Origin of the sequence: Hyphomicrobium zavarzinii ATCC 27496 (assembly GCF_000383415.1) — a bacterium.
GTDB lineage: Bacteria > Pseudomonadota > Alphaproteobacteria > Rhizobiales > Hyphomicrobiaceae > Hyphomicrobium_C > Hyphomicrobium_C zavarzinii.
In genome coordinates this window covers 108,540-134,180 of record NZ_KB911256.1, presented here as the reverse complement: position 1 = coordinate 134,180, position 25,641 = coordinate 108,540, and the positions used below count along the sequence as shown (strand labels likewise).

32 protein-coding genes and 1 tRNA gene are annotated in these 25,641 nt (G+C 59.1%); 17 read left to right on the top strand and 16 right to left on the bottom strand.

The window, feature by feature from the left end; translation table 11 throughout:
• Window positions 1-142 precede the first annotated feature (142 nt).
• Window positions 143-406: a hypothetical protein gene (locus F812_RS26360; RefSeq protein WP_156827254.1), complete on the bottom strand. Its 264-nt coding sequence runs from the start codon at window positions 404-406 to the stop codon at window positions 143-145.
• A gap of 214 nt (window positions 407-620) precedes the next feature.
• Complete coding sequence (locus F812_RS0104680) at window positions 621-1,175, bottom strand: hypothetical protein (RefSeq protein ID WP_020084800.1); 555 nt, start codon at window positions 1,173-1,175, stop codon at window positions 621-623.
• 44 nt (window positions 1,176-1,219) lie between these two features.
• On the opposite strand from F812_RS0104680, the gene F812_RS26355 reads away from it, so the two are divergent.
• The 12 genes from F812_RS26355 (at window position 1,220) to F812_RS26350 (ending at window position 9,309) form a co-directional block, all read left to right on the top strand.
• Window positions 1,220-1,867: a hypothetical protein gene (locus tag F812_RS26355; RefSeq protein WP_156827253.1), complete on the top strand. Its 648-nt coding sequence runs from the start codon at window positions 1,220-1,222 to the stop codon at window positions 1,865-1,867.
• A gap of 91 nt (window positions 1,868-1,958) precedes the next feature.
• Window positions 1,959-2,321, top strand: a complete 363-nt coding sequence (locus tag F812_RS0104670; RefSeq protein ID WP_020084798.1) for a type II toxin-antitoxin system RelE/ParE family toxin — start codon at window positions 1,959-1,961, stop codon at window positions 2,319-2,321.
• The gene (locus F812_RS0104665; protein WP_020084797.1) at window positions 2,318-2,653 is read left to right on the top strand and encodes a helix-turn-helix domain-containing protein; all 336 of its coding nucleotides are present in this window, start codon (window positions 2,318-2,320) and stop codon (window positions 2,651-2,653) included. The genes F812_RS0104670 and F812_RS0104665 overlap by 4 nt, the downstream gene beginning before the upstream one ends.
• A gap of 308 nt (window positions 2,654-2,961) precedes the next feature.
• On the top strand, window positions 2,962-3,642 hold the full coding sequence (lexA, locus tag F812_RS22570) for a transcriptional repressor LexA (RefSeq protein WP_051113768.1): 681 nt from the start codon (window positions 2,962-2,964) through the stop codon (window positions 3,640-3,642).
• A gap of 4 nt (window positions 3,643-3,646) precedes the next feature.
• The gene (locus tag F812_RS0104655) at window positions 3,647-4,597 is read left to right on the top strand and encodes a CBASS oligonucleotide cyclase (RefSeq protein WP_020084795.1); all 951 of its coding nucleotides are present in this window, start codon (window positions 3,647-3,649) and stop codon (window positions 4,595-4,597) included.
• Window positions 4,594-5,094 (top strand): HORMA-1 domain-containing protein, encoded by a 501-nt coding sequence (locus F812_RS0104650; protein ID WP_020084794.1) that lies wholly within the window; start codon window positions 4,594-4,596, stop codon window positions 5,092-5,094. The genes F812_RS0104655 and F812_RS0104650 overlap by 4 nt, the downstream gene beginning before the upstream one ends.
• Window positions 5,091-5,993 carry an AAA family ATPase gene (locus F812_RS0104645; RefSeq protein WP_020084793.1) on the top strand — a complete coding sequence of 301 codons (903 nt, stop codon included), beginning with the start codon at window positions 5,091-5,093 and terminating at the stop codon, window positions 5,991-5,993. The genes F812_RS0104650 and F812_RS0104645 overlap by 4 nt, the downstream gene beginning before the upstream one ends.
• The gene (locus F812_RS0104640; protein WP_020084792.1) at window positions 5,990-7,156 is read left to right on the top strand and encodes a hypothetical protein; all 1,167 of its coding nucleotides are present in this window, start codon (window positions 5,990-5,992) and stop codon (window positions 7,154-7,156) included. Before F812_RS0104645 ends, F812_RS0104640 begins: the two co-directional genes overlap by 4 nt.
• A complete protein-coding gene (locus tag F812_RS0104635; protein WP_020084791.1) occupies window positions 7,150-7,710 on the top strand; it encodes a 3'-5' exonuclease in 561 nt (186 codons plus the stop codon). The genes F812_RS0104640 and F812_RS0104635 overlap by 7 nt, the downstream gene beginning before the upstream one ends.
• Before the next feature lie 33 nt (window positions 7,711-7,743).
• Window positions 7,744-8,025: an ECs_2282 family putative zinc-binding protein gene (locus F812_RS25945; RefSeq protein ID WP_020084790.1), complete on the top strand. Its 282-nt coding sequence runs from the start codon at window positions 7,744-7,746 to the stop codon at window positions 8,023-8,025.
• A 5-nt stretch (window positions 8,026-8,030) separates the two neighbouring features.
• Window positions 8,031-8,498, top strand: coding sequence for a hypothetical protein (locus F812_RS0104625; protein ID WP_026867848.1), 468 nt, complete (start codon window positions 8,031-8,033; stop codon window positions 8,496-8,498).
• Window positions 8,499-8,748: 250 nt separating this feature from the next.
• A complete protein-coding gene (locus F812_RS26350; protein ID WP_156827252.1) occupies window positions 8,749-9,309 on the top strand; it encodes a hypothetical protein in 561 nt (186 codons plus the stop codon).
• A 1,029-nt stretch (window positions 9,310-10,338) separates the two neighbouring features.
• Here F812_RS26350 and F812_RS22565 read toward each other — a convergent pair.
• Window positions 10,339-10,971, bottom strand: a complete 633-nt coding sequence (locus F812_RS22565; RefSeq protein ID WP_020084788.1) for a recombinase family protein — start codon at window positions 10,969-10,971, stop codon at window positions 10,339-10,341.
• A 147-nt stretch (window positions 10,972-11,118) separates the two neighbouring features.
• Between F812_RS22565 and F812_RS0104615 the strand changes: the two genes are divergently transcribed.
• Complete coding sequence (locus F812_RS0104615; protein WP_020084787.1) at window positions 11,119-11,502, top strand: hypothetical protein; 384 nt, start codon at window positions 11,119-11,121, stop codon at window positions 11,500-11,502.
• Here F812_RS0104615 and F812_RS0104610 read toward each other — a convergent pair.
• On the bottom strand, window positions 11,480-12,307 hold the full coding sequence (locus F812_RS0104610) for a hypothetical protein (RefSeq protein ID WP_156827251.1): 828 nt from the start codon (window positions 12,305-12,307) through the stop codon (window positions 11,480-11,482). The two genes, F812_RS0104615 and F812_RS0104610, sit on opposite strands and share 23 nt — an antisense overlap.
• A 126-nt stretch (window positions 12,308-12,433) precedes the next feature.
• On the opposite strand from F812_RS0104610, the gene F812_RS25940 reads away from it, so the two are divergent.
• A complete protein-coding gene (locus tag F812_RS25940; protein WP_083929069.1) occupies window positions 12,434-12,709 on the top strand; it encodes a type II toxin-antitoxin system ParD family antitoxin in 276 nt (91 codons plus the stop codon).
• A 763-nt stretch (window positions 12,710-13,472) separates the two neighbouring features.
• The gene (locus tag F812_RS0104600; protein ID WP_020084784.1) at window positions 13,473-14,051 is read left to right on the top strand and encodes a hypothetical protein; all 579 of its coding nucleotides are present in this window, start codon (window positions 13,473-13,475) and stop codon (window positions 14,049-14,051) included.
• A gap of 19 nt (window positions 14,052-14,070) precedes the next feature.
• Here the strand turns inward: F812_RS0104600 and F812_RS0104595 are convergent, their stop codons facing one another.
• The 9 genes from F812_RS0104595 to F812_RS0104555 form a co-directional block, all read right to left on the bottom strand.
• Window positions 14,071-14,595 carry a GIY-YIG nuclease family protein gene (locus F812_RS0104595; RefSeq protein ID WP_020084783.1) on the bottom strand — a complete coding sequence of 175 codons (525 nt, stop codon included), beginning with the start codon at window positions 14,593-14,595 and terminating at the stop codon, window positions 14,071-14,073.
• A 253-nt stretch (window positions 14,596-14,848) separates the two neighbouring features.
• A tRNA-Pro gene (locus tag F812_RS0104590) sits at window positions 14,849-14,926 on the bottom strand.
• Window positions 14,927-14,963: 37 nt separating this feature from the next.
• Complete coding sequence (locus F812_RS22560; RefSeq protein ID WP_156827250.1) at window positions 14,964-15,707, bottom strand: 4'-phosphopantetheinyl transferase family protein; 744 nt, start codon at window positions 15,705-15,707, stop codon at window positions 14,964-14,966.
• Between the two features lie 188 nt (window positions 15,708-15,895).
• Entirely contained in the window at window positions 15,896-16,447 is a 552-nt protein-coding gene (locus tag F812_RS25930; protein ID WP_020084781.1) for a MerR family transcriptional regulator, read from the bottom strand.
• 635 nt (window positions 16,448-17,082) lie between these two features.
• The gene (locus F812_RS0104575; protein WP_020084780.1) at window positions 17,083-17,403 is read right to left on the bottom strand and encodes an integration host factor subunit alpha; all 321 of its coding nucleotides are present in this window, start codon (window positions 17,401-17,403) and stop codon (window positions 17,083-17,085) included.
• A gap of 188 nt (window positions 17,404-17,591) precedes the next feature.
• A complete protein-coding gene (locus F812_RS0104570) occupies window positions 17,592-18,569 on the bottom strand; it encodes a beta-ketoacyl-ACP synthase III (protein ID WP_020084779.1) in 978 nt (325 codons plus the stop codon).
• Window positions 18,570-18,612: 43 nt separating this feature from the next.
• Entirely contained in the window at window positions 18,613-19,671 is a 1,059-nt protein-coding gene (gene plsX / locus F812_RS0104565) for a phosphate acyltransferase PlsX (protein ID WP_026867846.1), read from the bottom strand.
• Between the two features lie 214 nt (window positions 19,672-19,885).
• Window positions 19,886-20,416, bottom strand: coding sequence for a YceD family protein (locus F812_RS0104560; RefSeq protein WP_020084777.1), 531 nt, complete (start codon window positions 20,414-20,416; stop codon window positions 19,886-19,888).
• Window positions 20,417-20,436: 20 nt separating this feature from the next.
• Window positions 20,437-20,919 (bottom strand): ubiquinol-cytochrome C chaperone family protein, encoded by a 483-nt coding sequence (locus F812_RS0104555; protein ID WP_198011137.1) that lies wholly within the window; start codon window positions 20,917-20,919, stop codon window positions 20,437-20,439.
• Between the two features lie 264 nt (window positions 20,920-21,183).
• Between F812_RS0104555 and F812_RS0104550 the strand changes: the two genes are divergently transcribed.
• Together F812_RS0104550 and F812_RS0104545 are read left to right on the top strand one after the other, a co-directional pair.
• A complete protein-coding gene (locus F812_RS0104550; protein ID WP_026867845.1) occupies window positions 21,184-21,609 on the top strand; it encodes an outer membrane protein assembly factor BamE in 426 nt (141 codons plus the stop codon).
• Window positions 21,610-21,611: 2 nt separating this feature from the next.
• Window positions 21,612-21,980: a bleomycin resistance protein gene (locus tag F812_RS0104545; RefSeq protein ID WP_020084774.1), complete on the top strand. Its 369-nt coding sequence runs from the start codon at window positions 21,612-21,614 to the stop codon at window positions 21,978-21,980.
• Window positions 21,981-22,054: 74 nt separating this feature from the next.
• Here F812_RS0104545 and F812_RS0104540 read toward each other — a convergent pair whose 3' ends face one another.
• The 3 genes from F812_RS0104540 to F812_RS0104530 all read right to left on the bottom strand — a co-directional run bounded on the left by F812_RS0104540 (window position 22,055) and on the right by F812_RS0104530 (window position 25,639).
• A complete protein-coding gene (locus tag F812_RS0104540; protein ID WP_020084773.1) occupies window positions 22,055-24,211 on the bottom strand; it encodes a sodium-translocating pyrophosphatase in 2,157 nt (718 codons plus the stop codon).
• A gap of 512 nt (window positions 24,212-24,723) precedes the next feature.
• Window positions 24,724-25,065 (bottom strand): hypothetical protein, encoded by a 342-nt coding sequence (locus F812_RS0104535; protein ID WP_026867844.1) that lies wholly within the window; start codon window positions 25,063-25,065, stop codon window positions 24,724-24,726.
• 226 nt (window positions 25,066-25,291) lie between these two features.
• Window positions 25,292-25,639: a RidA family protein gene (locus tag F812_RS0104530; protein ID WP_020084771.1), complete on the bottom strand. Its 348-nt coding sequence runs from the start codon at window positions 25,637-25,639 to the stop codon at window positions 25,292-25,294.
• Between the last annotated feature and the right edge of the window lie 2 nt (window positions 25,640-25,641).

Sequence of the window (25,641 nt, the reverse complement as noted above, 5' to 3'; positions counted from 1 at the left end):
GATCTCTTCGGCCTGCCAATACACAAGCGTTGTAAACCCCGATCTTGTTTTAAAGCTCCCGCCGCTCAACATCAGACGAGGTATTCGCCTCCGGTTCACCAATACCTTGTATCAGGCGCCCATCAGCGGGAGGCATTCGTCTCTAACGAACGTGCTCCAGACCACTCTCGCGCTTGCCAGCGTCCCGTAAATTCAACGCAAGTTGTATCCTGGACACTAGCGCCCTTGGAGCCTCCCCCTGACCGAGCGCCACGATCACATCTTCAGGCATTGCCCTCTTCGCAACCAGCGTTTCAATCTCCCGCTGGATAGGCTCAATCTGCCCGGCCGAAAGCTCCTGCCCCCAACGATTTCCATACTCATCTCGATCAATCGCTTTGCAATTAAAATATTCCGATTTACTCACAATGACTCCTATTTTTGTTTAATTTTTATTATTGCCACCAAACGGCATTTCATTTCAACTATTTACTCAGTACTCCGTCGAGCGCTGCACGCCTCATGGGTATTAAGCTGCTCCTTGTAATTTCAAAATTGTACACCCCTGACATTGCGTTCTGGCCTGCACAACAACACCCAATCAAATCCCCTCCCATGACCTTGCTTTTTGGGCGCGACCTTCAAAATCCCGGCAGGAATGGCGTTGCGCCGTGATTCAAAAATAAAGCGTCGATGCGATTGATGGCAGAACGCAGCTGCTGCGGGCTCATCAACAGCATCCCATCCTGATGACCGAATTCTGAACGGGGAGCCGGCTGCGTATAAACCCGCTGCAACTCACGGCGACAATCGTGCAGCACGTCCTCGGCCGGCCGCTTGGATCGCTCGGGATGCAAATCTCCGATGTCCACCATGGTCACACCATTCTCCGTCCACACATTGGCGATATGCCGGACTGGAACCCACATTCGGGGACGAACCTGAACGAGGCCGTGCCGCATCTGCAGATCTGCCAATGTTGTCGAGCTGGGCGTCAGATTAGCCCTTTGCTGCCAATAATCCTCCTGCGCCGCGCGGCGATTAACACTAAAACAGGTCTCTTCACCGTCCACCCATTCATCGTCCCAATACAAATGTGAAATATCGGCAATATCTTTAAGATAATACGATTTCTCGTAGGGTTCTTCATCGTCAATGTCATAAAATACCACTATCTCATTCTCGGCAATCTTCATAATAGACACTCGTTTCTTTTTGTTTTTACGTTATGTATATTAACATGAAAATTTTGCAAAATCAATTTTTCGATATGGGCGTTTCAAAATATACCCATCCGCCGAGAAACGCGCTTCTCCAGAAAAAAGCTAGCTATGGTCTCAACCCAAAGGCTGACACGCACTCCCGCAGGTCATCACCAGCTGCTGTGACAAACTTCCATCACATCCAAATCGTCTACCCGCCGGCAGCGGCACTCCCGCCGGCGCTTTCAATAGCCCTGCCTGATGTTATTTTGGCAAACTCCACCACTGGAGCAGCGATCTCAATCTCTCGATTTCATCACAGAGGATCCACCATGTTCGGCACTCCTCGTCTTCCCTACGAAACCTATGCCATCGACAATCTGGAATACATCGCCCGCTATTCGCCCGATGCCTCGGATGCCTTCCATGCCGCTACAGGCCGTCCCCTCGCTCATCTCGAGCTGACCCTTGCTGTCATCAACCCCGACCGGCCCGGCACCATCACTCTCAAAGCTGACCACTACTATGACCCGCCGCCCTTTCGTACGGCCGAAGAAGCAGGCCGCGCGATCGCCACCTTCCTCGAAGATCGCCAAGGTCCTCGCAATCCCTATAGCTTTCCAAGCCTGCGCGATTCATCGGGAACCGCTTACGAACTTCCGCCACCCCTGGACCCGACGAATTAAATCGCGGCGCATACCGAGCTTGCCTTATTGTCGCTGTCCCAGGCTCGAAGCCTCAATAAGCTTGACATTATAATTATAATCTTGGTATTATATGGCGTGGGACGTAGAGCACACCGACGAGTTTGAACTCTGGTGGCATCAGCTCGCTGAAGGCCAACAGGACGACATTACCGCCGTCGTCGAAATTCTGATGGAGAAAGGACCACAACTGCCCTTTCCGCATTGCTCAGGCATCGAAGGCTCGCGCCATTCGCACATGCGCGAGCTACGCGTCCAGAGCGGCGGGAACCCGATCCGGATCTTTTATGCGTTCGATCCACGCCGTTGCGCCATCCTTCTCGTTGGAGGCGACAAGACCGGCAACGACCGTTTCTACAACGAATACACACCGCGCGCAGACGCGCTGTACGACACCCATTTGCAAGAGCTCAAAAAGGAGGGCTTGATAACATGACCGGACGCCGCCCCTTCAAGACCCTGACCAAGGCTTTCAGCCCCGAGCGCCGTTTGCGCATCGACAGGACTAAAGCCGAGCTTCTGGCCGGCATCGAACAAGCCACCCTGGCAGATCTCCGCGAAGCCCTCAAAGTATCGCAAGAGCAGCTGGCCTCCGCGCTGCAGCGTTCTCAGCCTGCCATCGCCCAGATGGAAAGCCGCACCGACATGAAGATATCCACCCTGCGCGAAACCATTGAAGCCCTCGGCGGCAAACTGGAACTGCTTGCCCATTTTCCATCCGGCGATATCAGTATCACCCGCCTCGGCGAAAACCCTGACCGTCAGTAATCCTGACCCGCCCCTTCCACCTTACCGGATCAACGCCGTACTCAGGCAATCGCCTGCAACCCAGATTTCGATACAAGCGAGAGAGTTCAGTGACGCGCCGGCTGACTTGGCGCAAGTGCTTCTTTGTAACGAGAGTTGTCTTGCCGCCGCCGAGACAATTAAAGCGCAGGCTCGGTTCACAAGAGCCTGCCGCTCGCGCAGCGAGCGGGACGCCGTCACCGGTGTGAGAGCGCGCTCCGAAGAAAATTTGTGAGCAATTTAAATCTACATCTTGTGTCCGGTAAACACTGGTATACACTACGTGTGCCATGATCAAAAAGATTACCGATTCGCCGCTGAAGTCGACCGAACGCCAAGCTTTGACGTTTGTGCGAAACCGAATCATGCACACGGGTGAGCCGCCGTCCGTACGCGAGCTCGCGAAAGAGCTCGGCTTCTCGTCACCAAGATCAGCCGTGCTAGTCATAAACAGTCTGATCGAGCACGGATATTTGAAGCGGCGCGAAGATGACAGGTCGCTGCAATTGCTCCGGATGCCGCAGGCAACAGCGGACAGAGAGTCCACCGTAGACGTGCCTCTCGTCGGAAGCGCACCGTGCGGCGCTCCGCTACTCGCCCAGGAAAACCTCGAGGCAATGATCCAGGTTTCGACCACGCTCGCTCGGCCCGGGCGCAAGTATTTCCTTCTCCGCGCAACCGGCGATTCGATGGACGGGGCCGGAATAAGTGACGGATCGTTGGTGTTGGTGCGTCAGCAAGATACGGCGAACGACAAAGAGATCGTGGTCGCGTTGGTTGATGATGAGGCCACGATCAAGGAGCTGCGTCGCTCAACCGACGCCGTAGCCCTCGTCCCAAGAAGCTCAAATTCGGCACATCGTCCGATCGTCTTGCGCCGTGACTTTCAGGTTCAAGGTGTCGTGATAGCCACGCTACCGGATGTTTCACCGAGCACGCCGCAAGGCGAAACCAAGAAGCGGAGGGGTTAGAACGATGCCACTGACCAACTCCGAGATCAGATTCTACGACAGCAACGTTCTCCGGCTGCCGGCCGACAAACGCAAGGAGTATCATGCGCAGGTTGACCGCCTCATCACCGAGCTGAGCCGCAGCATTCGCAATCAGACAGAGATACAGATCACGAAGGTCGTCAAAGCGGGCTCCTTCGCCAAGTTCACGATTCTGCGCAAGACCTCGACGGACCCCGTCGACGTGGACGTGGTCTTTTATATCTCAGGCAAAAATATCGACCGGGACACGCTGGAGAGCCTTAACAACACGATCCATGCCCTGCTGCTCAAGGTGTACCCCAACAAGCATGTTGAGGATTTTGAGATTCAGCGGAAGGCTGCAACGGCATCATTCGTGGGCTCGGGCCTCAGCGTAGACATCGTTCCCGTCATCGAAGACCCGTCTCGCCCTGGATATGGATGGCAATTCGATATCAAAGATGGCACGGCGCTTCAGACCTGCGCGCCGTGTCAGATCAAATTTGTTCAAGTGCGCAAAGACAATGATGCCGACTTCCGCACGCTCGTGCGTCTCGCAAAAAGGTGGCGCAACTTTTCTGAGCTCAGCGCTCTCAAGTCTTTCACCATCGAGCTCATCATGGCCTATCTGCTGGACCGCGATGGGGCCAACGGAACGATAGAAGAGAAGTTCCGCAAGTTCTTGCTCTACATCGCCCAGTCCGGTCTCAAGGAGCTGATCGCTTTCCCCGAGAACGCTAGGCCCCTCGGGCAATTTTCTAACCCGGTCGTGATCATCGATCCGGTCTACAGCCACAACAATGTAGCGGCACGCATCACCGAGCAAGAACGTCAGGAGATCGTATCGGCTGCGCAGGCCTCATGGGAAGCTGCGCACTTTGCATCAGCGGAAAACGACAATGAGGTCTGGAAGGAGATCTTCGGACCACGCTTCAGGATCGAGGATCAAGCATGACCTACACCACATCGAACTCTCACACCTATACGTATTCTACCACCGATATCGAAACGGTTATGCGGCGCTTTACGGCCGATCTCGTGATGATCGCCCAGAGCTCGGGTGGCATGACTGAAGCTGAGGCGCGCAAATATGCTCACGACATCGAGCTCCTCGCGAAGCATGGCTATCTGAAGAAGGTGGACATCACTCTGCTGAGCAACTCCCAGGAGATCAAGGCGACACAATACGTTGTCAACACGGACTCCGGCGCCCTTACGACCAGCCGTCCCGGTGGCGTCCTGTGGCCGAAGCTGCCGAACCCGCATCTGCGCATACTCATCTGGTACACCGATGCCTACGATACAGCCGCCAGGCAGTCGCTGCTAGGAAGGCTCCTCATCTCGTGGACAACCCTCAATGTCGATGCGAGCCACTCTACCCTGAAGCAATCTGGAGGTCGTGACTACACGAGCAACGGTTGGGGACTTCAGAGATTGGACTTCGCGGCGTGACACAGGGGCAAGTCAAGATATTCGATAGCGAGACGGTGCTGCCAGACGAGGGTTTGGCTGCGAAGGAGAAGACGTTACTCGGCTTTGAATCGCGATACGCGCGGATACGTGATCAGCTCAGGCTGTTGCTTAGCATCAGCGAACTCGGCAATTGGAACAAGAAACATCACGGGGGCCGCCTCAGTCTATGCGGCCTAGTCTCTGAGCAATATCCGCTCGTCATTTTCTACGGCGACGTTGGAACCGGTAAAACCGCGACGGCGGAGTGCATCGCAAATCGGCTGGTGAGCGAAGCGCGGGCAGAGGACTCCATCCTGTTCAAGCTAAGCAACCGCGTGAGAGGTTCCGGGAAAGTTGGAGAGATGGGCACCCTGGTAGCGGAGGCCTTCGAGAAGGTCACGCAGGCCGCTGGTAGGGGGCGACGCGCCATCTTGATCATCGACGAAGGCGACTCGCTGGCCGCAGCAAGATCGCAAGATCACAGCCACCATGAAGACAAGGTGGCCGTTAACACCCTCATCCAAGGGATAGACGATCTGCGTCGCTTCGGGGGACGCGTCGTTACGATCCTGTGTACCAACCGCATTGCGGCAGTCGACCCTGCTTTGCAGCGACGTGCCGCGATCATGGAGGAGTTTCGCCGGCCGACGGCGGAGGAGCGCAAACAGCTTTTCGCAATGGACCTAGCGGCGCTTCCCATTCGGGACAACGAATTGGAGCAGCTCGTTGCAATGACCGGAGCTGGCGACGGAAAGCCGACTTGGACCTACTCAGACATCCGTACGCGCCTGTACCCCGCAGCGTTGGCGCTCGCCTTTCCCCACAGAGAGCTGCGGTTTGACGATCTTCGAAAAGCGGCAGGGGAGGTTAAGCCCTCGCCCGTTGTGGAGGATCGATGAGCAATCGCTCTCCGCTGTTCGGCCGCCGAATTCACATCACTGGCAGCATTGCTGCAGACGCGGGCATTGCGCCTGCAGGCGATGTTGATCAGGCGCGAGCCGTCGTGGATGGCCTTGTTCGTGAGTTGGTCAGGAAAGGCGCAACGTTCGTCGTTCCGGTCGACGCAGAGAAACTGCGTTCAGGGGATAACCGCCCCATTTGTTTCGATTGGCTCGTTTGGCAAGCACTCAACGCGACACTAGCGCGCCGGCCGTCTGGCGCGCCCACCCCGCTGGCCGTGGCCGTGCAGCATCATAAGACCGAGGCGCAAATACCGGCCGAGTTCGAAGGGTTGTGGGACGAGTTGCGTGGCTCTGACCTGGTGCAGATAGAGAACGTGTCTCATTGGAACATGAACAGCAAGCGGATGGAGGCGCAAGCTAAGGCCGGGGACATTCTGATCACGCTCGGGGGGTCGGAAGGAGTCTTATTCCTGGCCAACCTCTACCACGATGCGGGTAAGCCGGTTGTGCCTCTGAACTTCCCCCTCGGGGCGGAAGACACCGGTGCGAGAAAATTGTTTGCGATGGGTCTTTCGAGCTCTCAGGCGAGCAGGCTTTTCCGCTCAACCAGCCAGAGCGCTCATCATTGGATCAATCGCATCAACTTCACTCAGCGAGCTACCACGACTGAGCGAGTAAGGGGGATCATCGAGTTGCTGGAGGCGTTGGAGAAGCCGCGAGCATTCGCCGTGAGGCTTTTGAATCCTAAGCACGAAGACTATGCAGCAGTGCAGGATTTCTTCGACATCGTCGTCCAGCCAGTGGTGGAAAATGAACTCGGTTTCAGCATGACCGTCGTGGATGGCGAGCAACCGTTCGAGCATGGCTTTTTCGATCAAGAAATATTCGCGAAGCTTCATCGGAGCAGTGTCGTAGTGGCCGACATCACTGGGTCGCGGCCAAACTGTTTCCTGGAGCTGGGATACGCGTTGGGACGTTGCCATCCGACAATGCTGACAGCGAAGGAAGGTACCTTCCATCCCAGCGACATCCAGGCGCTCGGCGGCCTCCATTGGAGTGCTACTGGCACGGTTGATAGACGGCGAGAAGCGTTCCGCAAGCATTGGAACGCGATCCGCACTCGCCCACCCCTCGTACCGATGGAGCCTCTGATATGGTGATCGCTCGGCGAGAGATATTTGTTTCGGTCGATGTAGAAACCTCGGGTCCAATCCCCGGCGAGTACAGCCTGCTATCGATCGGCGCATGCGAGGTCTACAACGAAGAGCAAACATTTCTCTGCGAACTCAAGCCGATTTCGCAAAAGGCAGACCCCGAAGCGCTGCGGGTAACCGGGCTTTCCCTCGAAAAGCTGGAGCAGACCGGCCTCGCTCCTAATGATGCCATGCGCAGATTCGCAGATTGGTTGGAAGGCCTTGCCGGCCAGGAGGACGCGCTCGTATTCGTTGGCCTAAACGCGCCCTTCGATTGGTCGTTTGTGAATTACTACTTTCATCGTTTCTACGGCAAGAACCCGTTCGGGTTCACGGCCTTGGATATTAAGGCCTACTACATGGGTGCGACGGGGTGCAGTTGGCAGGATACCCGTTCAAGCAGCATGGCGTCTGTCTTGAGGCCTAAAGGCAAAGGCGACCACAATGCGCTGCATGATGCGCAGTATCAGGCTGAGTTGTTCAGGCTGGCGCGGGACGCAAAGTCTCGTAGCAAGGCGTAAGGCGGATCGGGATTTTCAATCGTGAGGAATATTATGAAGGAAGATAAGTACCTGAGAGAGATTGAAATCGTTTGCCCCGTTTGTGGCTCAAGCAGCTTTGAAGTGAACGCGGCTGTCGATGGCTTAGTCGAGATGACGAAGTGTGCATCATGCGGACGAGAGGCTACAAAAGATGAGCTCTTGCGAGACAGCAGCGAAAACGTAGCCGAGCACGTAAAGGAGATGGGTTCGGAGATCTTAAAAGATACAGTGGCCGAGATGAGAGCGTCGATGAGGAAGGCGCTCAGTGGCAGCAAGTACATTAAGTTTAGGTGACGCTCGTGACGGTATCGTTAGAGGCCATTTTCGCCGGGCTGGCGTTTCTTTTATCTTGCTACGCAACGTTCGTGACGGTCCGGTTCAACCACCGTCAGAAAGCACTAATTGAAAGCCAAGAGCAGCTAAACGCCATGCTGCTCAGACAAGGTCAGCAGGAGGCGTCGAACGCCGGACGTGCTGACCTCGGCGCGACGTTCGTCAAGCTTGGTAGTAGCAAAGTTCGGTTGAAGATATGGAACAAGGGCAAAGCTCCGGCCCGCAACGTGCGCATCGAGATTGCGGATGCCAGCGACATTTTCATACCGTCGGAAATCGCTGAGAAATTTCCACTCGAAACGCTTGAGCAGCATCAGTCGGTTGAACTGATCGCATCCCCGCACATGGGCAGCAAGCTCAAGCACGCCGTTCGACTCATGTGGGAAGATGATTGCTCATCGGACAACGACAAGACTGTCTATCCGACGCTCTAGCGTTCTTGGCCGGGGGGATGCAACGGGGGCGCGTAGCGGGCCCCCTTGCCGAGGCGGGCGGAAGACCGCTGAGCAAGCTGTGGTGTCATACACCACACATCTTGCGAACATCTGAAGGCATCTTTTGAGTTCCGGTCGTCTCTAGCGCACACCGCAATAGCAATTAAAAAACTTTGCTGTTTAAATAAAAAAACCACCTGTGCGACCGCGCGACTTTGCAGTTTACGCTATTTTCTGATACAATGTAATTATGAATTTCGGAAAACTGACTGACAAGTTTCTAGCGACCTTACCCGTAATAGGCCCTCACGCTGGCATCGAAGCGGAGCTACTTCTTGCAAAAAGAAAGCCGATTGGCGGCCCCTTTTTGATTGCCGATGACTCCGATCCCAAAAAAATGTGCCGATCAATTCTTAAGGCCAGCCTAGATCGCATCAGGCTTGATGAGGCTGTGGAAAATGGCAGATTATCCAGTGTCGATCTGAACAGTGACGGGCTTACATTCCGCTACTATTGTCAAAGCGATCAGCACGAGCAATTAAAAAATTCTCTTGAGAGAAACCAATATGTATTTGGAGAGGAATTTGGCTACCGGCCTAGAGACATTAGATTTTTTGAATGGTACATTCAACTGCCCGACTGGCTGGGATCAGTTGTTAGAAGCTTAAATGCACCAATTCAACATGCCTTCCTAAACACCGCCCTTCGTGATGCTGGGATCGATGATCCCAAAAGGCATTGGGAAGAACTACGAAATCGTCTCAAAGTTCACGAAGCCACCAACGCTGTTGCTGATCAGCCTGAGCCTTAAATCTCACCTATTTAAACAGTGCGCCCAAAATCGCCAGGCCAAGGACGGCTCCCATGCACCACATAAGAATAGTTGCAATCCCCCCTGAACCCGTACCCCCCAAACGGGATCTGTCAATGTATCCGGTTCCATTACATTTCATACAAGCGTAAGTGTCTCCGCCGGCGGTCCGGCAGGTACCTTTTTTGCATGCAATATCATCGCATTCAACTTGCGGCATCGAGGTCCCCCAAAATCGCAATCATGCGCAATGTGAATTAACCAACTTTACTGGTAAGCTTAAGAGTTGTTGCGAGCATAGCCGGAACTCAACTTGACCTCAATACCGGCGTCGCGCACGGCGTCGCGCCAGTTCATCTGATGCGGGGTGGTCGATTGTCTACTCGCCCGAGATCAAGCTGGTTACGTAACTAGGCATATATTCCTGGCTATATAAAAAATTGATATTGAGAATTATTATCATTATACAGATGATAATAAACCAATTGCTATTTGGAGATATAATGACAAATGGAAATGTATTCGGAATTGTTTCTGCGGCGTTCATAGCGGTGGCTGTGTTCGCGGCTACTAAAAGTACTGGAGACGCGTGCTTGCAAGATGTTGATCACGGCGTTGGGCATGCGCCGACGGAGCAACCGCATGTAACGCTTGACGATTTGTAATGCTAGGGCGCGCCAAGCGCCTGCTTACACACGTCCCTCGCGCGGCGGAGAATGCGGTTCGCGCGATCGTCGCGCCGCCACTTAGTACCTAGTAAGGCGTTCGATCGCGGAGACGCCGGCTCTAAGTTCTACGTCTGCGTGAGCAATGGCCCGCGATTGACGCGGACGATTTGCTCAGGAGAGACCGCCCGATGATCAACCAGCTGCATAGGCGCTCACCACAGCGCAAGGCCGGGCGCGCAATTGTCATGCCGCCGGACCATGTGCACCTGACGACAGCGGAAAAAGAGCTCTGTAGCATGCGCATTGTCTGCTTGTCCATCATCTCGCCATCGGGCAGACCGGCGCCGCATCAAGCGGCGGGTTAGCGATACTCAGCCACCTCCCTGCCGATCAAATTACGCTCGTAAGGATGAGCGACGAGGCCGAGCCGCCTAAAGCCTCGCTCGAGCGTTATCGGAGACACGCGCAGCAGCGCCGCAACATAAGGCGGCGGATAGCCCGTTTCATCGATGTAGCTGTAAGCATCCGCGACAACCTCGTCGGATAGCCTGCGGGGGCGGCCTATCTGCGCTCCTCTCATACGTGCCGCCATGATCCCCTCGCAGGTTCTCCGGCGAAGGATACGGCGCTCGAACTGCGCATAGGCCGCAATAATCGTATAAAATAGCTCGCCTTCCGGCGTCGACGTGTCGATGTTGAGGGACATGATGTGCATGCCGACCTTACGAGCCTTCAAGCTCTCGGCCGTCAAGATGGCGTCCAGGGTAGATCGGAAGGCACGGTCGAGGTCCCAGACCACGAAGGTGTCGCCGGCGATCAAACGAGAGAGAGTTTCGTCAAAGACAGGGCGGCGCCCCGCCACGGCGGAGAGTTGCTCGAGATACAGCTCGTCGCAGCTCTCTTGCAGGCCGATGCACTGCCGGTCGAGCCGCTGGTCCGACGTGGAGACCCGCATGTAGCCGATGCGGCGACCGTTGGGGCAGAGAGTGGTCATGACACCACCTCGTCAAAAATGATCCTTTTTGTCGAGATGTGTCGGGGTCTGGAGGAACTTCGCCAGATTGGCGGATTTCCGCGGTCTTGCAAGTGGAATGTTATCAATTTCTCGCTAGTCTGATCTCCTCTACAATAACGATCATTTATGTTGAGCAGAAAAGCACTGGCTATCGCAAGCCTAAGGACCATCGTATGCAGTCAAGTTGTATTTACGGCAATTTTCACCACTCCGGCCATTGCCGCCGATGTGCTGACTACTAAAAAATTCTTTGACTGGAGCCCGGAGGCACAACGCAACTTCATCATAACGACCACGATGATGGGCGGCTTAATTGCCGCGAAAAACCGCGAAGGCCAAGCCGAATGCATCGACGCCTGGAATGCCACGCATCAAAATGATGGCTTCAAACCGGTGATCGACGCGATGAAAAAGCTCCCCGACTATCACCCTCTCGCCATCGTAAGCGCTGTTATCGAGAAGGCCTGCGGTGACTTTAAGTACACCACTAAAGCTGCGGCGCTGCCATAGTCGCCGTCGATACGCTGTGCTGCTCTTCCTTCTTTGGATCAACCGTTGCTGAGACCGACATCTTGCGCTCAACATACGTGTGGTTCTCCTGAGCCCGCTCCTTAATTTCACCGAGCTCCGTCTTGTCCGCTTCTTTTTGCTCCATCGAGAGCGGATTGTCCTGATCCGTATTGCGTTCGCGGATCTCGCCGACACGCACCCTGTCGCGGCGGTTGTGTCCAGCCCTTTCGATCGCGTCATCGAGCGGCTTTCTGCGTTCCCGATATTCAGCGGCCGATATCTTACCCGTGAAGTCTATGCTGGCAGCGTCTTCTGGAGTCACAGGGTTGTCGCTTTCATCCACGAGGAGATCGTTGCCCTGCGCATCCTTGCCGACCTTGAAGACAAAGCGCCCGTCCGGCAGCTTGGCCGCGTGGATCTCAAGATATGCTCGCAGAGCTTTTGTTTCGCGGGCTACGATCTCATCCAGCTCATCCTGATTGTCATCGAGCAGATTTTCTGTCTCCGGCAACTGCGCCATGATCTCTTCATGCATAGCCCGATAGGCCGCGTTGGTCGCAAGGAGAGCCGTCAGCGTGAGGTTCTGGTAGTCACGGCCTTTGCGGTCTCTCTCTTTAGTCTCCTCCCGCACATGTGCCAACGGGCTCAGAGGATTGCTCTCAAACTCCAGCTCGAGCTTTTTCTCACGAACAATCTCGTTGAACTTGTGCTTTATGTAGCCGGGATTGAGAGGGCCGAAGACCAGGCCTCTGACTGCTTCAAAAGCCGCTTCCAGATCGGGAAATCCAAGAAATTCCTGTTTCAAAAACAATGCACCCCGTATTATGGCTATATTTTAGCGCAAATAGGTTTAATAAATTATTACCAATTACGGTTTCGGTTTTTGACAAATATTGCTATTTCCTCCTGCAATTCAGGAAGTAGTTTTAAAATGGCCACAATGAATATTTCGCTGCCCATTCCCATGAAGGAATGGGTGATTGCCCAAGAAGCAGCCGGAAAGTATAGCACCGCTTCAGATTACGTTCGCGAGCTTATTCGCCGCGATCCGGAGTATGCCGCCCAGACAGCTCGGTTACAGGCGCTTGTCACAGAAGGCATCGAGAGCGGGATCTCTGACCTCACGGCCGAGGAAGTTCTTGCTCGCGCCGATGAAGAATATAAACGCCAAAATGCGCTACTTGCTTATCGCGGCTGCGGCCCGTGACCTGTCGGACATCCGCGAGGAAGGCCGAAAGCAGTTCGGCTTGCCGCGCTCCGATGCTTATATCGCCGGCCTACTCCAAGAGCTTGGCCGGGCTCGTAGCGAAATCAACCCGCCCGTCCGCGTGCACCCGCACAGATCTCCTGTCATACTATACAAATTCGACGACAACCGCTTGCCCCTGATCCTGCGCATCCGCCACGCTCACGAAGCATGGTGCGATCCTGCCCATTGATCCCAGCGAAGCCCGCGTGCTCACCGTGGGGGAAGCACGGCGAGCGCGCAACGTACGACTTGCACCGAGGCGTGGCAGCAGTGCCGTCCGGGTGCGCACAAATGGCGGTCAGCCAGCTGGTTGAAAAGACTGTGTAGCAGGCAGTGGAGTTGCTGATCGGTGCAGGCGGCAGCGAACTCGCGGGTGATTTTCTTGCGCATGGTGTTTCTCTCCGGTTTGGAGGCTCCGAACATCGAAGCCTTTCGCCCCGCCCCAGAAGGCTTCGCATGGACGAGACGACAGACACCGTAGAAAGACATCGCCATCTCGAGAGACGCCCGCGTATGATGCGGACGATTGCAAAGGGTCAGAAACGACAGTGATGCTGCTCAGGACTTTTGACGAGAAGCGCTGAGCGCCAACACGCAGCCGGCACTGCCGGCCGACCGAAGGACAATTGCGGAAGAGTTCTAGGCTTTGCTCTACCGAGCGGGCCGGCCGCTGCAAGCGGCCCATTCTTCGCCACCCATCACATTGCAACGGGACTTAGGCATGCTGCTGAAGGATTTTGAACAAGAGCTCCAGGACATCGCCCGGCCGGGCCGCAACGACCGCAACGCCTGCCACGGTCAGCTGCTGTCAACATTCGAAAAATCGGGCCTCGCGAGCGAGGAGGCCACCCAGCACGCGCGCCACCTCGCCCTGGCCATGGATCTCTGGCCCCAAGCCGACAGCAAACCGCTCTATTTTTGGATTGATGATCGCCTGACCTACCGCCACCCCGACAGTGGCTTTCCCTATGACATAGGCTTTGCCAGCTTTCTGATCGCCAGGCCCGACGGTTCCTACCTGGTCTCAATCTGGGAATTCGCAGAGCGCAACGACCGGATCAATCTGCTGCTCCATCACCAGGATCTGCCCGCACCCTTTGCGCAACACACCGCCCTAGGGGATATCCTCCGGGCCGAGCCGCCTAGCCACCGCCTCTATCAAGACCAGCGCTTCGTGCCCTTCACCTACAAACCCGACACGATTGCCCCGCTCGAGTGCTTCGAAGGCAAACCTGATTTCTCAGCCCAAAGCCGCTATCTGAAAAAATACTTCAGGATCGACCCAGCACCCGGCAGATGAAACCCCGCTCGGCGAGCCTTTAGACCGCTTTCTGCGACAGCCGCGCCTCTATTGCGGCTACCGACCGCGACAGCTGATCGGCGATCTCGAACTCGGATTTTCCTTCCCGCTTCAGCCGACGCATCATCTGGTCTTCCTTGCGCGACCAGCGCCGCCCTTCCCTGACCGGACGGCCATTCGCAATCGCCGCCAGCTGCTCTATGCAGGTTTCGGCTCCCAGCTCGCAGCGCAGCCGCCGCTTTTGCTCGGCCCGGGCGCTGTAACCATCAAACGCCTGGTTGTTGGTCAGCGCTATGCCGCGCCCGCCGAACAGGTCGATCCAGAAGATCTCCGCCATCAACGCGGCACGCTCGCTCTCACAGTCCTGGAGGATGATGAACTGCGGCTCTTGCCCTGCCGTCACGATCTCCCGAATGCGAAGACCGCAGATGGTTTCTCCCGCGTCCAGATGCTGCTCGCTGCGCAGGTCCAGCCGCGCGGTATGCCCAACATAAAAAACCTTCCGGCAGCGGGGATCGGCGATGGCGTAGATGACGAAACTCACCCTTCAAGTTTACCGCAACCCGCCCCCGGAAAGCCATTTGAGCCATACGCTGGTATGTCGCGCACAACCAACGCCACCAACGCCAAGACACCATAGCGCCTCGGCTGGTAAAGAGCGCTCGCGGCTGCTAAAAGAGGACTGGCAACAACGGTCCGCGATCATCTCGCAGCTGTTAGAGGCCAACACAAACCGTCCTAGAACCGTCCTAGTAGAAAAATCGGACTTGTTCGCGCGGCTAAGCTTTTGAAATGATTGGTCGGAGCGAGAGGATTTGAACCTCCGACCCCCAGTCCCCCAGACTGGTGCGCTAACCAGGCTGCGCTACGCTCCGACTTCGGCCCCCCTTATGTCTGGCCTTGGGCCTCCGGTCAACGCCTCGTTCCGCTTCCAGGCTCAAGAAGCGCCTCAATTTTTGCCGCAGCTTCGGGAAGCACGCCGAGAGGTGGCGGGCTTTGCCCCGCGGGAAGGGCCACGGCGGCGAAAAGGTCTCGGGTCGCCGCTACATCGTGGGCCACGATCCGGCGTTGCTCAGCGCCGGGCAGACTCACGTGTTCCGCGCTCGTGTGAGGGGCCTCTCTCCCAGGCCTCAGATGCTCCAGAAGCGGCCCCACGCCCTCACCGAGCGCTTTCGCCACCGCCTCGATGCGGACCCAGGCCCGCAGAAAGCGCGCATCCGCGTCCGCATCGCCGAGCGGCGCGCCGGCCGCGAGCGCCACGGCCTCCCTCTCGATGGGGGCTCGGCGTGTCTCGGGCATGTGCACGGCCCGCATCAGCTCCAGATCGACGCCGAGCGGCATTCCCGGTCCCGTGCCGATGAGGGCCAGCCCCTTGGTGTGAGCGAGGCTGAAGCTCACGCCATCATTGGCGAGAGCGGGCTTGCCGGATGCGCCGATGACAAAGGGCGTGCCGCGCACGGACGGACCGAGCTGGCGTTCGAGAAGAACACGCAGCGCGATGTGCGCCCGCATCCGCTCCCGGCGGGTGGCCTCATCCTTGATGGCGGCGAGGCGGGTGAGGACATCGCTCGAGAGACGCGGCGACGATGCCTCCAGCGCTTCGAGCGCCTCTCCCGATTTATGAAGATCTACGAGCCAGAGTTCCGTCTCAACCATCTGCATCCGCCTGCGCCGCTTCCGCCCGCGGCAGAGCCAGCCGACGCGATCACAGCGACTATACAGGACGACGGGCAGCCATGGAGCTTATGGCGTGCTTCCCGGCAAACGAAGACCGGTGACGCGCCAGCGCGTCACCGGTCCAATCTCTCGCATTCCTCTGCCGCAGACGTACCTAGCGCTGCCGGCTAGGCGCCCACGGCGCGCGCGCGGCGCGGAGCGCGCAACGGCTCGTTCTTGCCGAGCGTCTCGAGCAGGATCGAGCGGCACTGCTCCAGCTCCTTGATCGCAGCCTCGATAGCGGCCAAGTGCTCGATGGCGTTGCCCTGGTTGCGTGCCACCGCGCGGCGCGCCGACACGGGCACCGGCCCACGGCCACGCCCGCCCGTCGCGGGGACGTTCGCCTGCATCGCGCGCGCATCGGGAATGCCGCGCCCTGCAGCGGGAGCACGCGTCTCTGCCTCGCCCGGAAGGCGGCCGTGCTGCTTCACATGATCGATGCCCTGCTCGCGAAGGATCTTCTGCACGCCCTTGATGGTATAGCCCTCGGCGTGGAGCAGATGACGGATGCCGCGCAGCAGCTCCATGTCCTCCGGCCGGTAATACCTGCGCCCGCCGCCGCGCTTCATGGGCCGGACCTGCGGGAAGCGTGCTTCCCAGAATCTCAGAACATGCTTCTGGACATCGAGCTCATCAGCCACTTCGCTGATGGTTCGAAAAGCCTCCGCTGCCTTGCTCATCGTTACCCCTCGATGCCTTGGCCCAAGACGCGCATTGAACGGCATTCGCCGTCACGTTGTCTGCTGGCGCGCGCCGACCGCCCCTCAATTACACTCGCGGTTGGAATCAAGTTCCATGCCTGCCTCTCCTTCTCAGACGAAGAGACGTGCAGTTACTCGACGCTACAGCTTGCGGGCGCGATGATACCGTCAACGTCTCGCTGCGTCTCGACCAATCGGATCATTCGGTCACAGCTTTTTTCGCAATGAGACCAAGCGCAGCGCGATATCGTTTGTGCGTGCGTGCCTCATGTCGCGCGCAGGTGCGCGCTCTGCACGTCTTCTACACGCCCGCCCGTCGCGATGTCTTCGCGTTCGCCGACACCACGCTGCGACGAACACGCGCGCCTGCCGATTGTCGGCGCACGCCTTGAACACGTTGTCGTTTCTGGGCCGTTTCTGGAGGGCGCTTTGCGGAGACCGGATCAAGCCAGCGGTCTCGACGCGATCGGAGCGGCTTTGAAAAAGCACGCGCGTAACAAAGCGCGCATCTGCGCGCGCTCGCACGGGCCGTGCAAGAATTCACAGCCCGTTTACGCGCAGCATCCGCGCATCGATGCAACGCGCTCACGCACGACGTGCGGCAATCGCAGGGATTACTCGGCTGCCTTGGGGCGGCGCGACCGACCGGAGTTGATCCGATCCTTCATGATGTTGCTGGGGCGGAACACCAAAACTCTGCGCGGAGTGATGGGCACTTCCTTGCCGGTCTTGGGATTTCGACCGATGCGCTCGCCTTTTTGACGGATTCCAAACGAACCGAATGACGAAAGCTTCACCTGCTCTCCGCGGGCGAGACTCTCGGAGATCTCGTTGAGCACGAGCTCGACAAGCTCCTGCGATTCGTTTCTCGGCAGGCCGACTTTCCGGACCACTGCCTCGGCCAGATCGGCACGTGTCAGTGTCTTGCCGCTCATGCGCTTTCGCCTCCCCGTCGCTAGGTATTTTCCCTTATGCTACCGAGGGTCGCGTCGGCGGTCAATCACCCATCTCAACAAGCAACTGAAATATCACGTAGATTTAGCTAACGCCGAGAGGCCCGATTTTCAGACGTTCCGACGTCGGATTTGTGCACTGCACCCCCTATTTTCTCGCTTTTGCGAGATCACCAGCGGGCGAGTACCGCGCCCCAGGTAAATCCGCCTCCCATGGCTTCCATGAGCACGAGGTTACCCTCGCGCAGGCGGTGGTCCTCAAAGGCCATATTCAGAGCGAGCGGGATCGACGCCGCAGACGTATTTCCGTGCTTTTCCAATGACATAACGATCTTGCTCGGATCAACGCCCAGCTTCTTGGCTATGCCTTCCAGGATGCGCACGTTGGCCTGGTGGGGGACGTAGAGGTCGATCTCGTCGGCGGCATAACCGGTGATGACCAGAGTTTCCTCGATCACGCCGGAGATTTTTTGCACTGCATGACGGAACACCTCGCGGCCATTCATGCGCAAATGGCCAACAGTTTTCGTCGAGCCGGGGCCGCCGTCGACGTAAAGCAGGTCCTCGAAACGGCCGTCGGAGCGGATGAGGGTCGAGAGGATGCCGCGGTCCTCGCGCGTGCCGTGCTGGGGCTGCGCCTCGAGCACGACGGCGCCTGCGCCGTCGCCGAAGAGCACGCACGTCGAGCGATCCGTCCAATCCAGAATGCGCGAAAAGGTCTCCGCGCCGATGACGAGCGCGCGGTGGGACTGGCCGGCCTTGATGAAGTTGTCGGCGATGGTCATCGCGTAGACGAAGCCGGAGCAGACCGCCTGCACGTCGAACGCGGCGCCCTTGGTGATGCCGAGACCGGACTGGATACGAACCGCCGTCGACGGAAACGTGCGATCGGGCGTCGCCGTCGCGCAGACAACGAGATCGATATCGACCGGATCGATGCTCGCGCGCACCAGCGCCTGGCGCGCAGCGGCAATGCCGAGGGTGGACGTCAGCTCGTCATCGGCTGCGATGTGGCGCTGGCGGATGCCGCTTCTCTCGACGATCCAGTCGTCGGTGGTATCGACGATCTTCGCCATATCCGCGTTGGTCATGACGCGCTTGGGAAGATGGGCGCCCACACCGCGGATGACCGATCGAATGACTGCCAAGGTGTCCTCTTATCTGCTTCCGGGGTCTTGAGCCCCTTGTCCCCTATTGGGGAGCCGATTGCGGATCCTGGGACACGGTCCCAAGACGATGATGGAAAGTCTCGAGATCGGCAGCCAGCCGCTCCAGGAGGCCGCTCTCGGACATTTCGTAGCCGAGATCGACCGCGCTCGCAAAGCCCAGGGCGTCCGTGCCGCCGTGGCTCTTCACCGCCAGCCCGTTGAGGCCGAGGAACGTGCCACCATTGACCCGCCTGGGGTCCATTTTTTCCTTGAGAACACGGAAACCGCCACGCGCGAGCAGGGCACCAATGCGCGACAGCCACGTGCGCATCATGGCGTCCTTCAGATACTGGCCGATCTGCCGCGCGGTCCCTTCAGCGGTCTTCAAGGCGATGTTGCCCGCGAAGCCTTCGACGACCACCACGTCGACCTTGCCCTGGCCGATCTCGTCGCCCTCAATGAAGCCGCGATAGTCGAGCGGAAGCTCGACCGCTTTCAGGAGTGCGTGGGCCTCCTTCACTTCCTCGGCGCCCTTGATGTCCTCCACGCCGACGTTCAGAAGGCCCGCGGTCGGACGCTCGACGTGGAAGAGCGCGCGCGCCATGGCCGCGCCCATGAGTGTGAAATCGGAAAGCTGGCGCGCGGTGGCGCCGATGTTGGCGCCGACGTCGAGCACGATGCACTCGGCCGTGATGGTTGGCCAGAGCGCCGCGATGGCCGGGCGCTCGATACCCTTCATGGGGCGCAGGATGAGCTTCGCCATGGCCATCAACGCGCCAGTGTTGCCTGCGGAAACGGCGGCGTGCGCCTCGCCCTTCTGCACGGCTTCGAGCGCAAGCCACATGCTGGAGCCTTTGCCACGGCGCAGGGCCTGGCTCGGCTTCTCGTGCATGGCGACGACTTGCGTGGTGTGAACGATGCGTGAGCGGGCGGCGAGCGCCGGATGCGCGGCGAGAAGCGGCGCGATGCGCGCTTCGTCACCAACGAGAATGAAGCTCAACGCCGGATGGCGCTCAAGGGAGATCGCGGCGCCCGGGATTACCACCTCGGGTCCATGATCGCCCCCCATGGCGTCGAGCGCTAATGTCCGCGGCTGAGCCATCTGGCGCGTCTTGAACCTGTCGAACGAGCTCGGTGCTTTGTCTTCGAGCCAGCTCCATACCCCCGGGAGCAAGCCGTCGGGAAAATACCCGTTTGCACCTGCGAAACAACCAATTTCCGCCAATCCGCGGGGGAGAACCCGAGCGGCTTGGAAATTCTCTGGCTAGCGAGCCACTTGCGATGCGCTTCGGGCCGCCTGCCAGATTGGCCGCAAATTAAGATCGCGGCTTCAACTTGGCCAATGCGGCAAACGGACTTGCCCCGTCCGGGTCGGCCGCCGCTTTGGGGTCCACCCAATCGAACTCCGCGTTCTCCTTGCGCGGATAGGAAGGTAGGGCTGCGGAAAGCACAGCGAAAAGAATGGTCCCCACCTCGATGCGTCCCTCCTCGATGGGCTCCACATCCGGGATGCTGGACACCTCGCGATCGCCCTCGACGGCTGGCTCGTCTCCCAACTCCTCGGCCGGGCCGAGCTCGATGGAGAAAGCTTCAGAAATGACAGCGGGAACAGGCTCGAGGCTCACGACGCACGCCTGCGTCACCTCGGCGTCGAGCGCGCCCGCGAACAGATAGCGGCCCTTTCCGTGGGGCTTGATCTGGTAGGCGACGCGCAAGCTCTCGCAAGACGGAATGTCGAGCTCGCGCGCCAGCTCGATGCGCTCCTCCTCGGTCGCGACGCGCTTTTCGTTGAGCGTGCGATCGCCGATGTCGGAGACGAGATGGAGCCAGTCGCGAAGGGCGGTCATGCGATTTTTCCAGGTTGAACTCAGGAAACGGCCGTGGCGGCCGGATCGGGAAAGGTGATGCGGCCGCCTGCAAGCGCGTCCGTGGACGTGCCGGCGAGTGCGGCGCGAGCTGCCAGCACATAGCGGGCGAGCGCGCTGGCGCCTTCGGGGTTGGCGTCGAGGCCGGGCAGCGTCGCTGCCAGCTCGCCCGCGAGTGCGGGAGCCGGCTCGGGTGTTTCTGCCGCAGTGCGGTAGGCGAGGCAGCGCTCGCCCAGCGCCTGGGCCGCGCGCTTCACCTTCTTCGGCACCGACATGTCGCCGACGCCCATCTCGCGCAGGCAGTCGTCGATGTCCGTGACGAAGGTTTCGCTCAGGAAGCGAGCCGAGCGGCGGCCATGCTCTCCATCCGCCTGCAGCCGCTCCAGAACAGGGAAAAGCAGCAGGATGATCACAGCGGTACGCCCTTCCGGCGTATCGAGGACACCATAGCGCTCAAAAAACGCCGGCTGCCGAGCCTGGGCCACGATCGCGCCATAAAGGTCGATTGCTGTGCGCCGATCTTGGGCTCTGTTTCTAAACCAGGAGAGCACGCAGGTTTTCCTGTCCTTGACGTTAGGGGATGACGGGGACCACGCCGTTGCTTTGGGGGCTCCTTTTAGCTAAGGGCGGGACATGAGCACAGGGAATTCATGAGTCTCCGAGGGGGGCGTTACAATATGCGTCGTCGGGATGCGTCGCGCCAGGGCGCGGAACGCTGCAGGGCTGCACTCCGGTCTTGCCGAGCGGCCGTGCCTGCTGTTTTGCTGATGACGCTCTCGCTCGCCGCCTGCAGCGAGCAAATCACCAAGCACGGGCACTTGTTCCGCGAGACGGACATCGCACAGGTGCAGCCCGGCATGGGCCAGGAGCAGGTGCGCATGATCCTCGGCACACCGACGACCACGACCACCTCCGGTAACGGGTCCGTCTACTACTACATCTCGAGCACCGAGAAGAAGACGGCGTTCCTCAAGGGCGACGAAGTGGACCGCCAGGTGCTTGCCGTTTATTTCACGCCTGCTGCAACGGTGGACCGCGTTGCGAACTACGGCCTCAAGGACGGCAAGGTGTTCGACTTCGTGTCGCGCACGACGCCTGCTCCCGGCGGCAAGGAAGATGGCCTCATCAAGCAGCTCTTCCGCAACCTCGGCACCAAGCAGATCTTCGGCGAGTAGCAATGGCGGTCGAGGATCCGGCGATCACGATCCCGGTTCTCGCGTCTCTCGATCTCGCGGAGACCGAGCGCTTCTATCGTAACGCGCTCGGCTTCGCTGTCGACAGGATCGACGACTATCTGATCGCGAAGCGCGACCGGATGGAGATCCATTTCTGGCTCGCGGCGGATCGCATCCATCCCGAGCATACGTCCTGCTACATCCGCGGCGGGCAGATCAGCGCGCTCTACGAGGAGTATAGCGCGAAGGGCGTACCCACGCTTTCCGATTTCGCCGTGCGTCCGTGGAACATGAAAGAGTTCTACATCCGCGATCCGCACGGAAACCTGCTGCGCTTCGGCGGCGCGCCGGAGGAGCTGGACACGCACTGAGCTTTCACACCCCCAATAAAAAAAGCCCCGGAGCCGAGCTCCGGGGCTTTTCCTTTTTATCGATCGCGGATCGCTTAGCTGTGCGCCAGGACGGCGAGCAGCAGGAGCGCCACGATGTTGGTGATCTTGATGGCCGGGTTCACGGCGGGGCCAGCGGTGTCCTTGTAGGGATCGCCGACGGTGTCACCGGTGACCGACGCCTTGTGGGCTTCCGTGCCCTTGACGTGCTTCACGCCGTCCTTGTCGACGAAGCCATCCTCGAACGCTTTCTTGGCGTTGTCCCAGGCGCCGCCGCCCGAGGTCATCGAGATGGCAACGAAGAGACCGGTCACGATGACGCCGAGCAGCATGGCGCCGACCGCCGAGAATGCCGCGCCGCGACCACCGATCTGCTCGATCACGAAGAAGAGCACGATGGGCGACAGCACCGGCAGGAGCGACGGGATCACCATCTCCTTGATCGCGGACTTGGTCAGGATGTCGACTGCACGCGCATAGTCGGGACGCTCAGTGCCCTTCATGATGCCGGGCTTCGCCTTGAACTGACGGCGCACTTCCTCGACGATCGAGCCGGCGCAGCGGCCGACTGCCGTCATGGCGATGCCGCCGAACAGGTACGGGATGAGACCGCCGAGCAGGAGGCCGACCACGACATACGGATTGTCGAGGCCGAAGTCGATCTCGACGCCCTTGAAGTACTGATAGGACGTGGCACCGGCTTCGTTGGCCTTGGCGATGAAGTACTGGAGGTCATAGTTGTAGGCGGCAAACAGCACCAGCGCGCCGAGACCGGCCGAGCCGATTGCGTAGCCCTTGGTGACGGCCTTTGTGGTGTTGCCGACTGCGTCGAGGGCGTCCGTCGAACGGCGGACTTCCTTCGGCAGGCCGGACATTTCGGCGATGCCGCCGGCGTTGTCCGTCACCGGGCCGAAGGCGTCGAGCGCCACGATCATGCCGGCGAGGCCGAGCATCGTCGTGGTTGCGATCGCCGTGCCGAACAGGCCAGCAATGTTATAGGTGAAGAGGATGCCGGCGACGATCGCGATCGTCGGGAGCGCAGTCGCCTCGAGAGACACCGCGAGACCCTGGATGACGTTGGTGCCGTGGCCGGTGACGGAGGCCTGGCTGATCGAGCGTACCGGGCGGTAGCCGATGCCGGTGTAGTACTCCGTGATCCAGACGATGAGGCCGGTCAGCACGAGGCCGACGAGACCGCACAGGAAGAGACCCTGGCCGGTGATCGAAACGCCATTGGCGACACCGACCTCGCCGAAGCCGCCGAGAACGTACTGGGTCGCCGCATAGAGACCAGCGATGGACAAGACGCCCGAAGCGATGACGCCCTTATAGAGGGCACCCATGATCGAGTTGTTGGCGCCGAGCTTCACGAAGTAGGTGCCGACGATCGAGGTGACGATGCAGGCCGCGCAGATGGCGAGCGGATAGATCATCAGGGGTGCGAGGTTCGCCTGGCCAGCGAAGAAGATGGCCGCGAGAACCATGGTCGCGACGACCGTCACCGCATAGGTCTCGAACAGGTCGGCCGCCATGCCGGCGCAGTCACCGACGTTGTCGCCCACGTTGTCGGCGATGGTCGCCGGGTTGCGCGGGTCGTCCTCGGGAATGCCAGCCTCGACCTTGCCGACGAGGTCGCCGCCGACGTCCGCACCCTTGGTGAAGATGCCGCCGCCGAGACGGGCGAAGATCGAGATGAGGGACGCGCCGAAGCCCAACGCGACGAGCGCGTCGATGACCGTGCGGTCACCCGCGCCGTAGCCCATAAGATCAGTGAGAACATAGAAGTAGATGGCGACGCCGAGCAGGGCGAGACCAGCCACGAGCATTCCCGTCACGGCACCAGCCTTGAAGGCGATGTCGAGACCCTTGCCCAGCGAGACCGTTGCGGCCTGAGCGGTGCGCACGTTGGCGCGAACCGAGACGTTCATGCCGATGTAACCGGCGAGGCCGGAGAGGACTGCACCGATCAGGAAGCCGACGGCGACGAGCGGTCCCAGGAGGAACCAGGCGAGCGCGAAAATCACCGCGCCCACGATGCCGATGGTCTGATACTGGCGGTTGAGATAGGCGCTCGCGCCCTCGCGGATCGCGGCTGCGATCTCCTGCATCTTCGCGTTGCCCGCGTCGGACTTCATGACCGACTGAATCGTGACAACCGCATAAAGGATCGATAACGCCCCGCAGGCGATGATCCCCCAAACTATTTCCGTCATTGAATTCCCCTATATGGCCAGTTCGTTGGCTGCGACCTCGCACGTGTCCGTGCTCGCGACAACCGGTGAGCGTGATCGTTCCTGATTGAAATCAATCAACAACGTGAGCAACGCACTTCATCGCAAGTGTCGATCACGGATTACGCGCCGAGCCGGCAAAGCCCGAAGCGGTCTAGTCCGCGTTTCCCCGTCCCCTCCCAAAGCAGAGACGCGCGACCATGCCAAAAGACCCTTTGCGTTGCAATACAGGCACAAAGGGTTATCGCGTAGGGAAACAGACCTGCTCCCATCACATGCGACTTCAATTTTTCTTTTTTATTTCAGTTACCTACGCTCGCTCTCTCCGGTTTAGGAAGCCGAGATCGCGGCTGTGGTCTTTAGGCGGACATGACCGCCTGAGCCTCTTTAGCGTGCACTCCGTGCACGGCCCACATACGCAAAAGAGCAGACGACGCCCCGCGCGGGCGTTGCCTGCTCCCTATCCAGAAGGCCGTCGCGGCCGCGTCGGCGCCTTACTTACAGGGGCGCGCCTCGATCTGGCAGTCGAAGCTCCCTCCACCGCCGCCGGAGCACGTCATGCCCTTGCTGGCCGCACGAGAAAAACGAGCCCAATCACTGCCGTACTCGAAATCGGTGAAGCTTGCCCAAGAGCCGATCGCAGCCTTCTGAGCGGCCGCCTTGGTCGGCCCGCTGCCGCTGCCATAGTGATAGTGGTCCGTGAAGCACGTCCGGCCGCCTTCCTTGCGGAGATCGTGCATGTAGGCGAAGCCCGAATCATCCGCCATTGCAGGCGCTGCCACCGCGCTCATCACGGCCGCAGCCGCTATCGCCCTGAAAATCCTCGTTGCCGACATTGGAGCCTCATTTCGCATTCAGCTATTGAGGCGCGCAGTCTGCCCGATTCACTTAGGGGGCTCGATAGCGCCAGATCAGTGTCCGGCCGAATCGGCTGACGGCGAGGCAAACACGTCACACGGGTAGAATGTTAAGCGAGCAGCTCGGAATAACTGCGAGGCAGAACCCGCTCCGCACATAGCGAAACAGACCCTGCCTCGTGCTCGCTTTCGTATCGTCGCGCGCTTACTTCGCGGCAACGACGCTGATCTCGACCAGCATGCGCGGATCGACCAGCTTGGCCTCGACGCAAGCGCGGACGGGCGTGTTCTTGCCGGCGGTCCAAGCCTTGTAGGCCTCGTTCATCTGCTCGCGATGGCGGATGTCGGCAAGCCAGATGGTGGCCTGGACGACCTTATCCTTCGACGTGCCTGCGAGAGCCAGAAGGCGGTCGATCTCCTTCAGCACTTCCTCGGTCTGGCCTTTCACGCACCGCGAAAGATCGGACGGCACGATGCCCGCCGTGAAAACGAGGCCGCCTGCTTCGGCAGCCTTGGAATAGATCTCGTTGGACTCGTGGCGAACGATGGTCATGG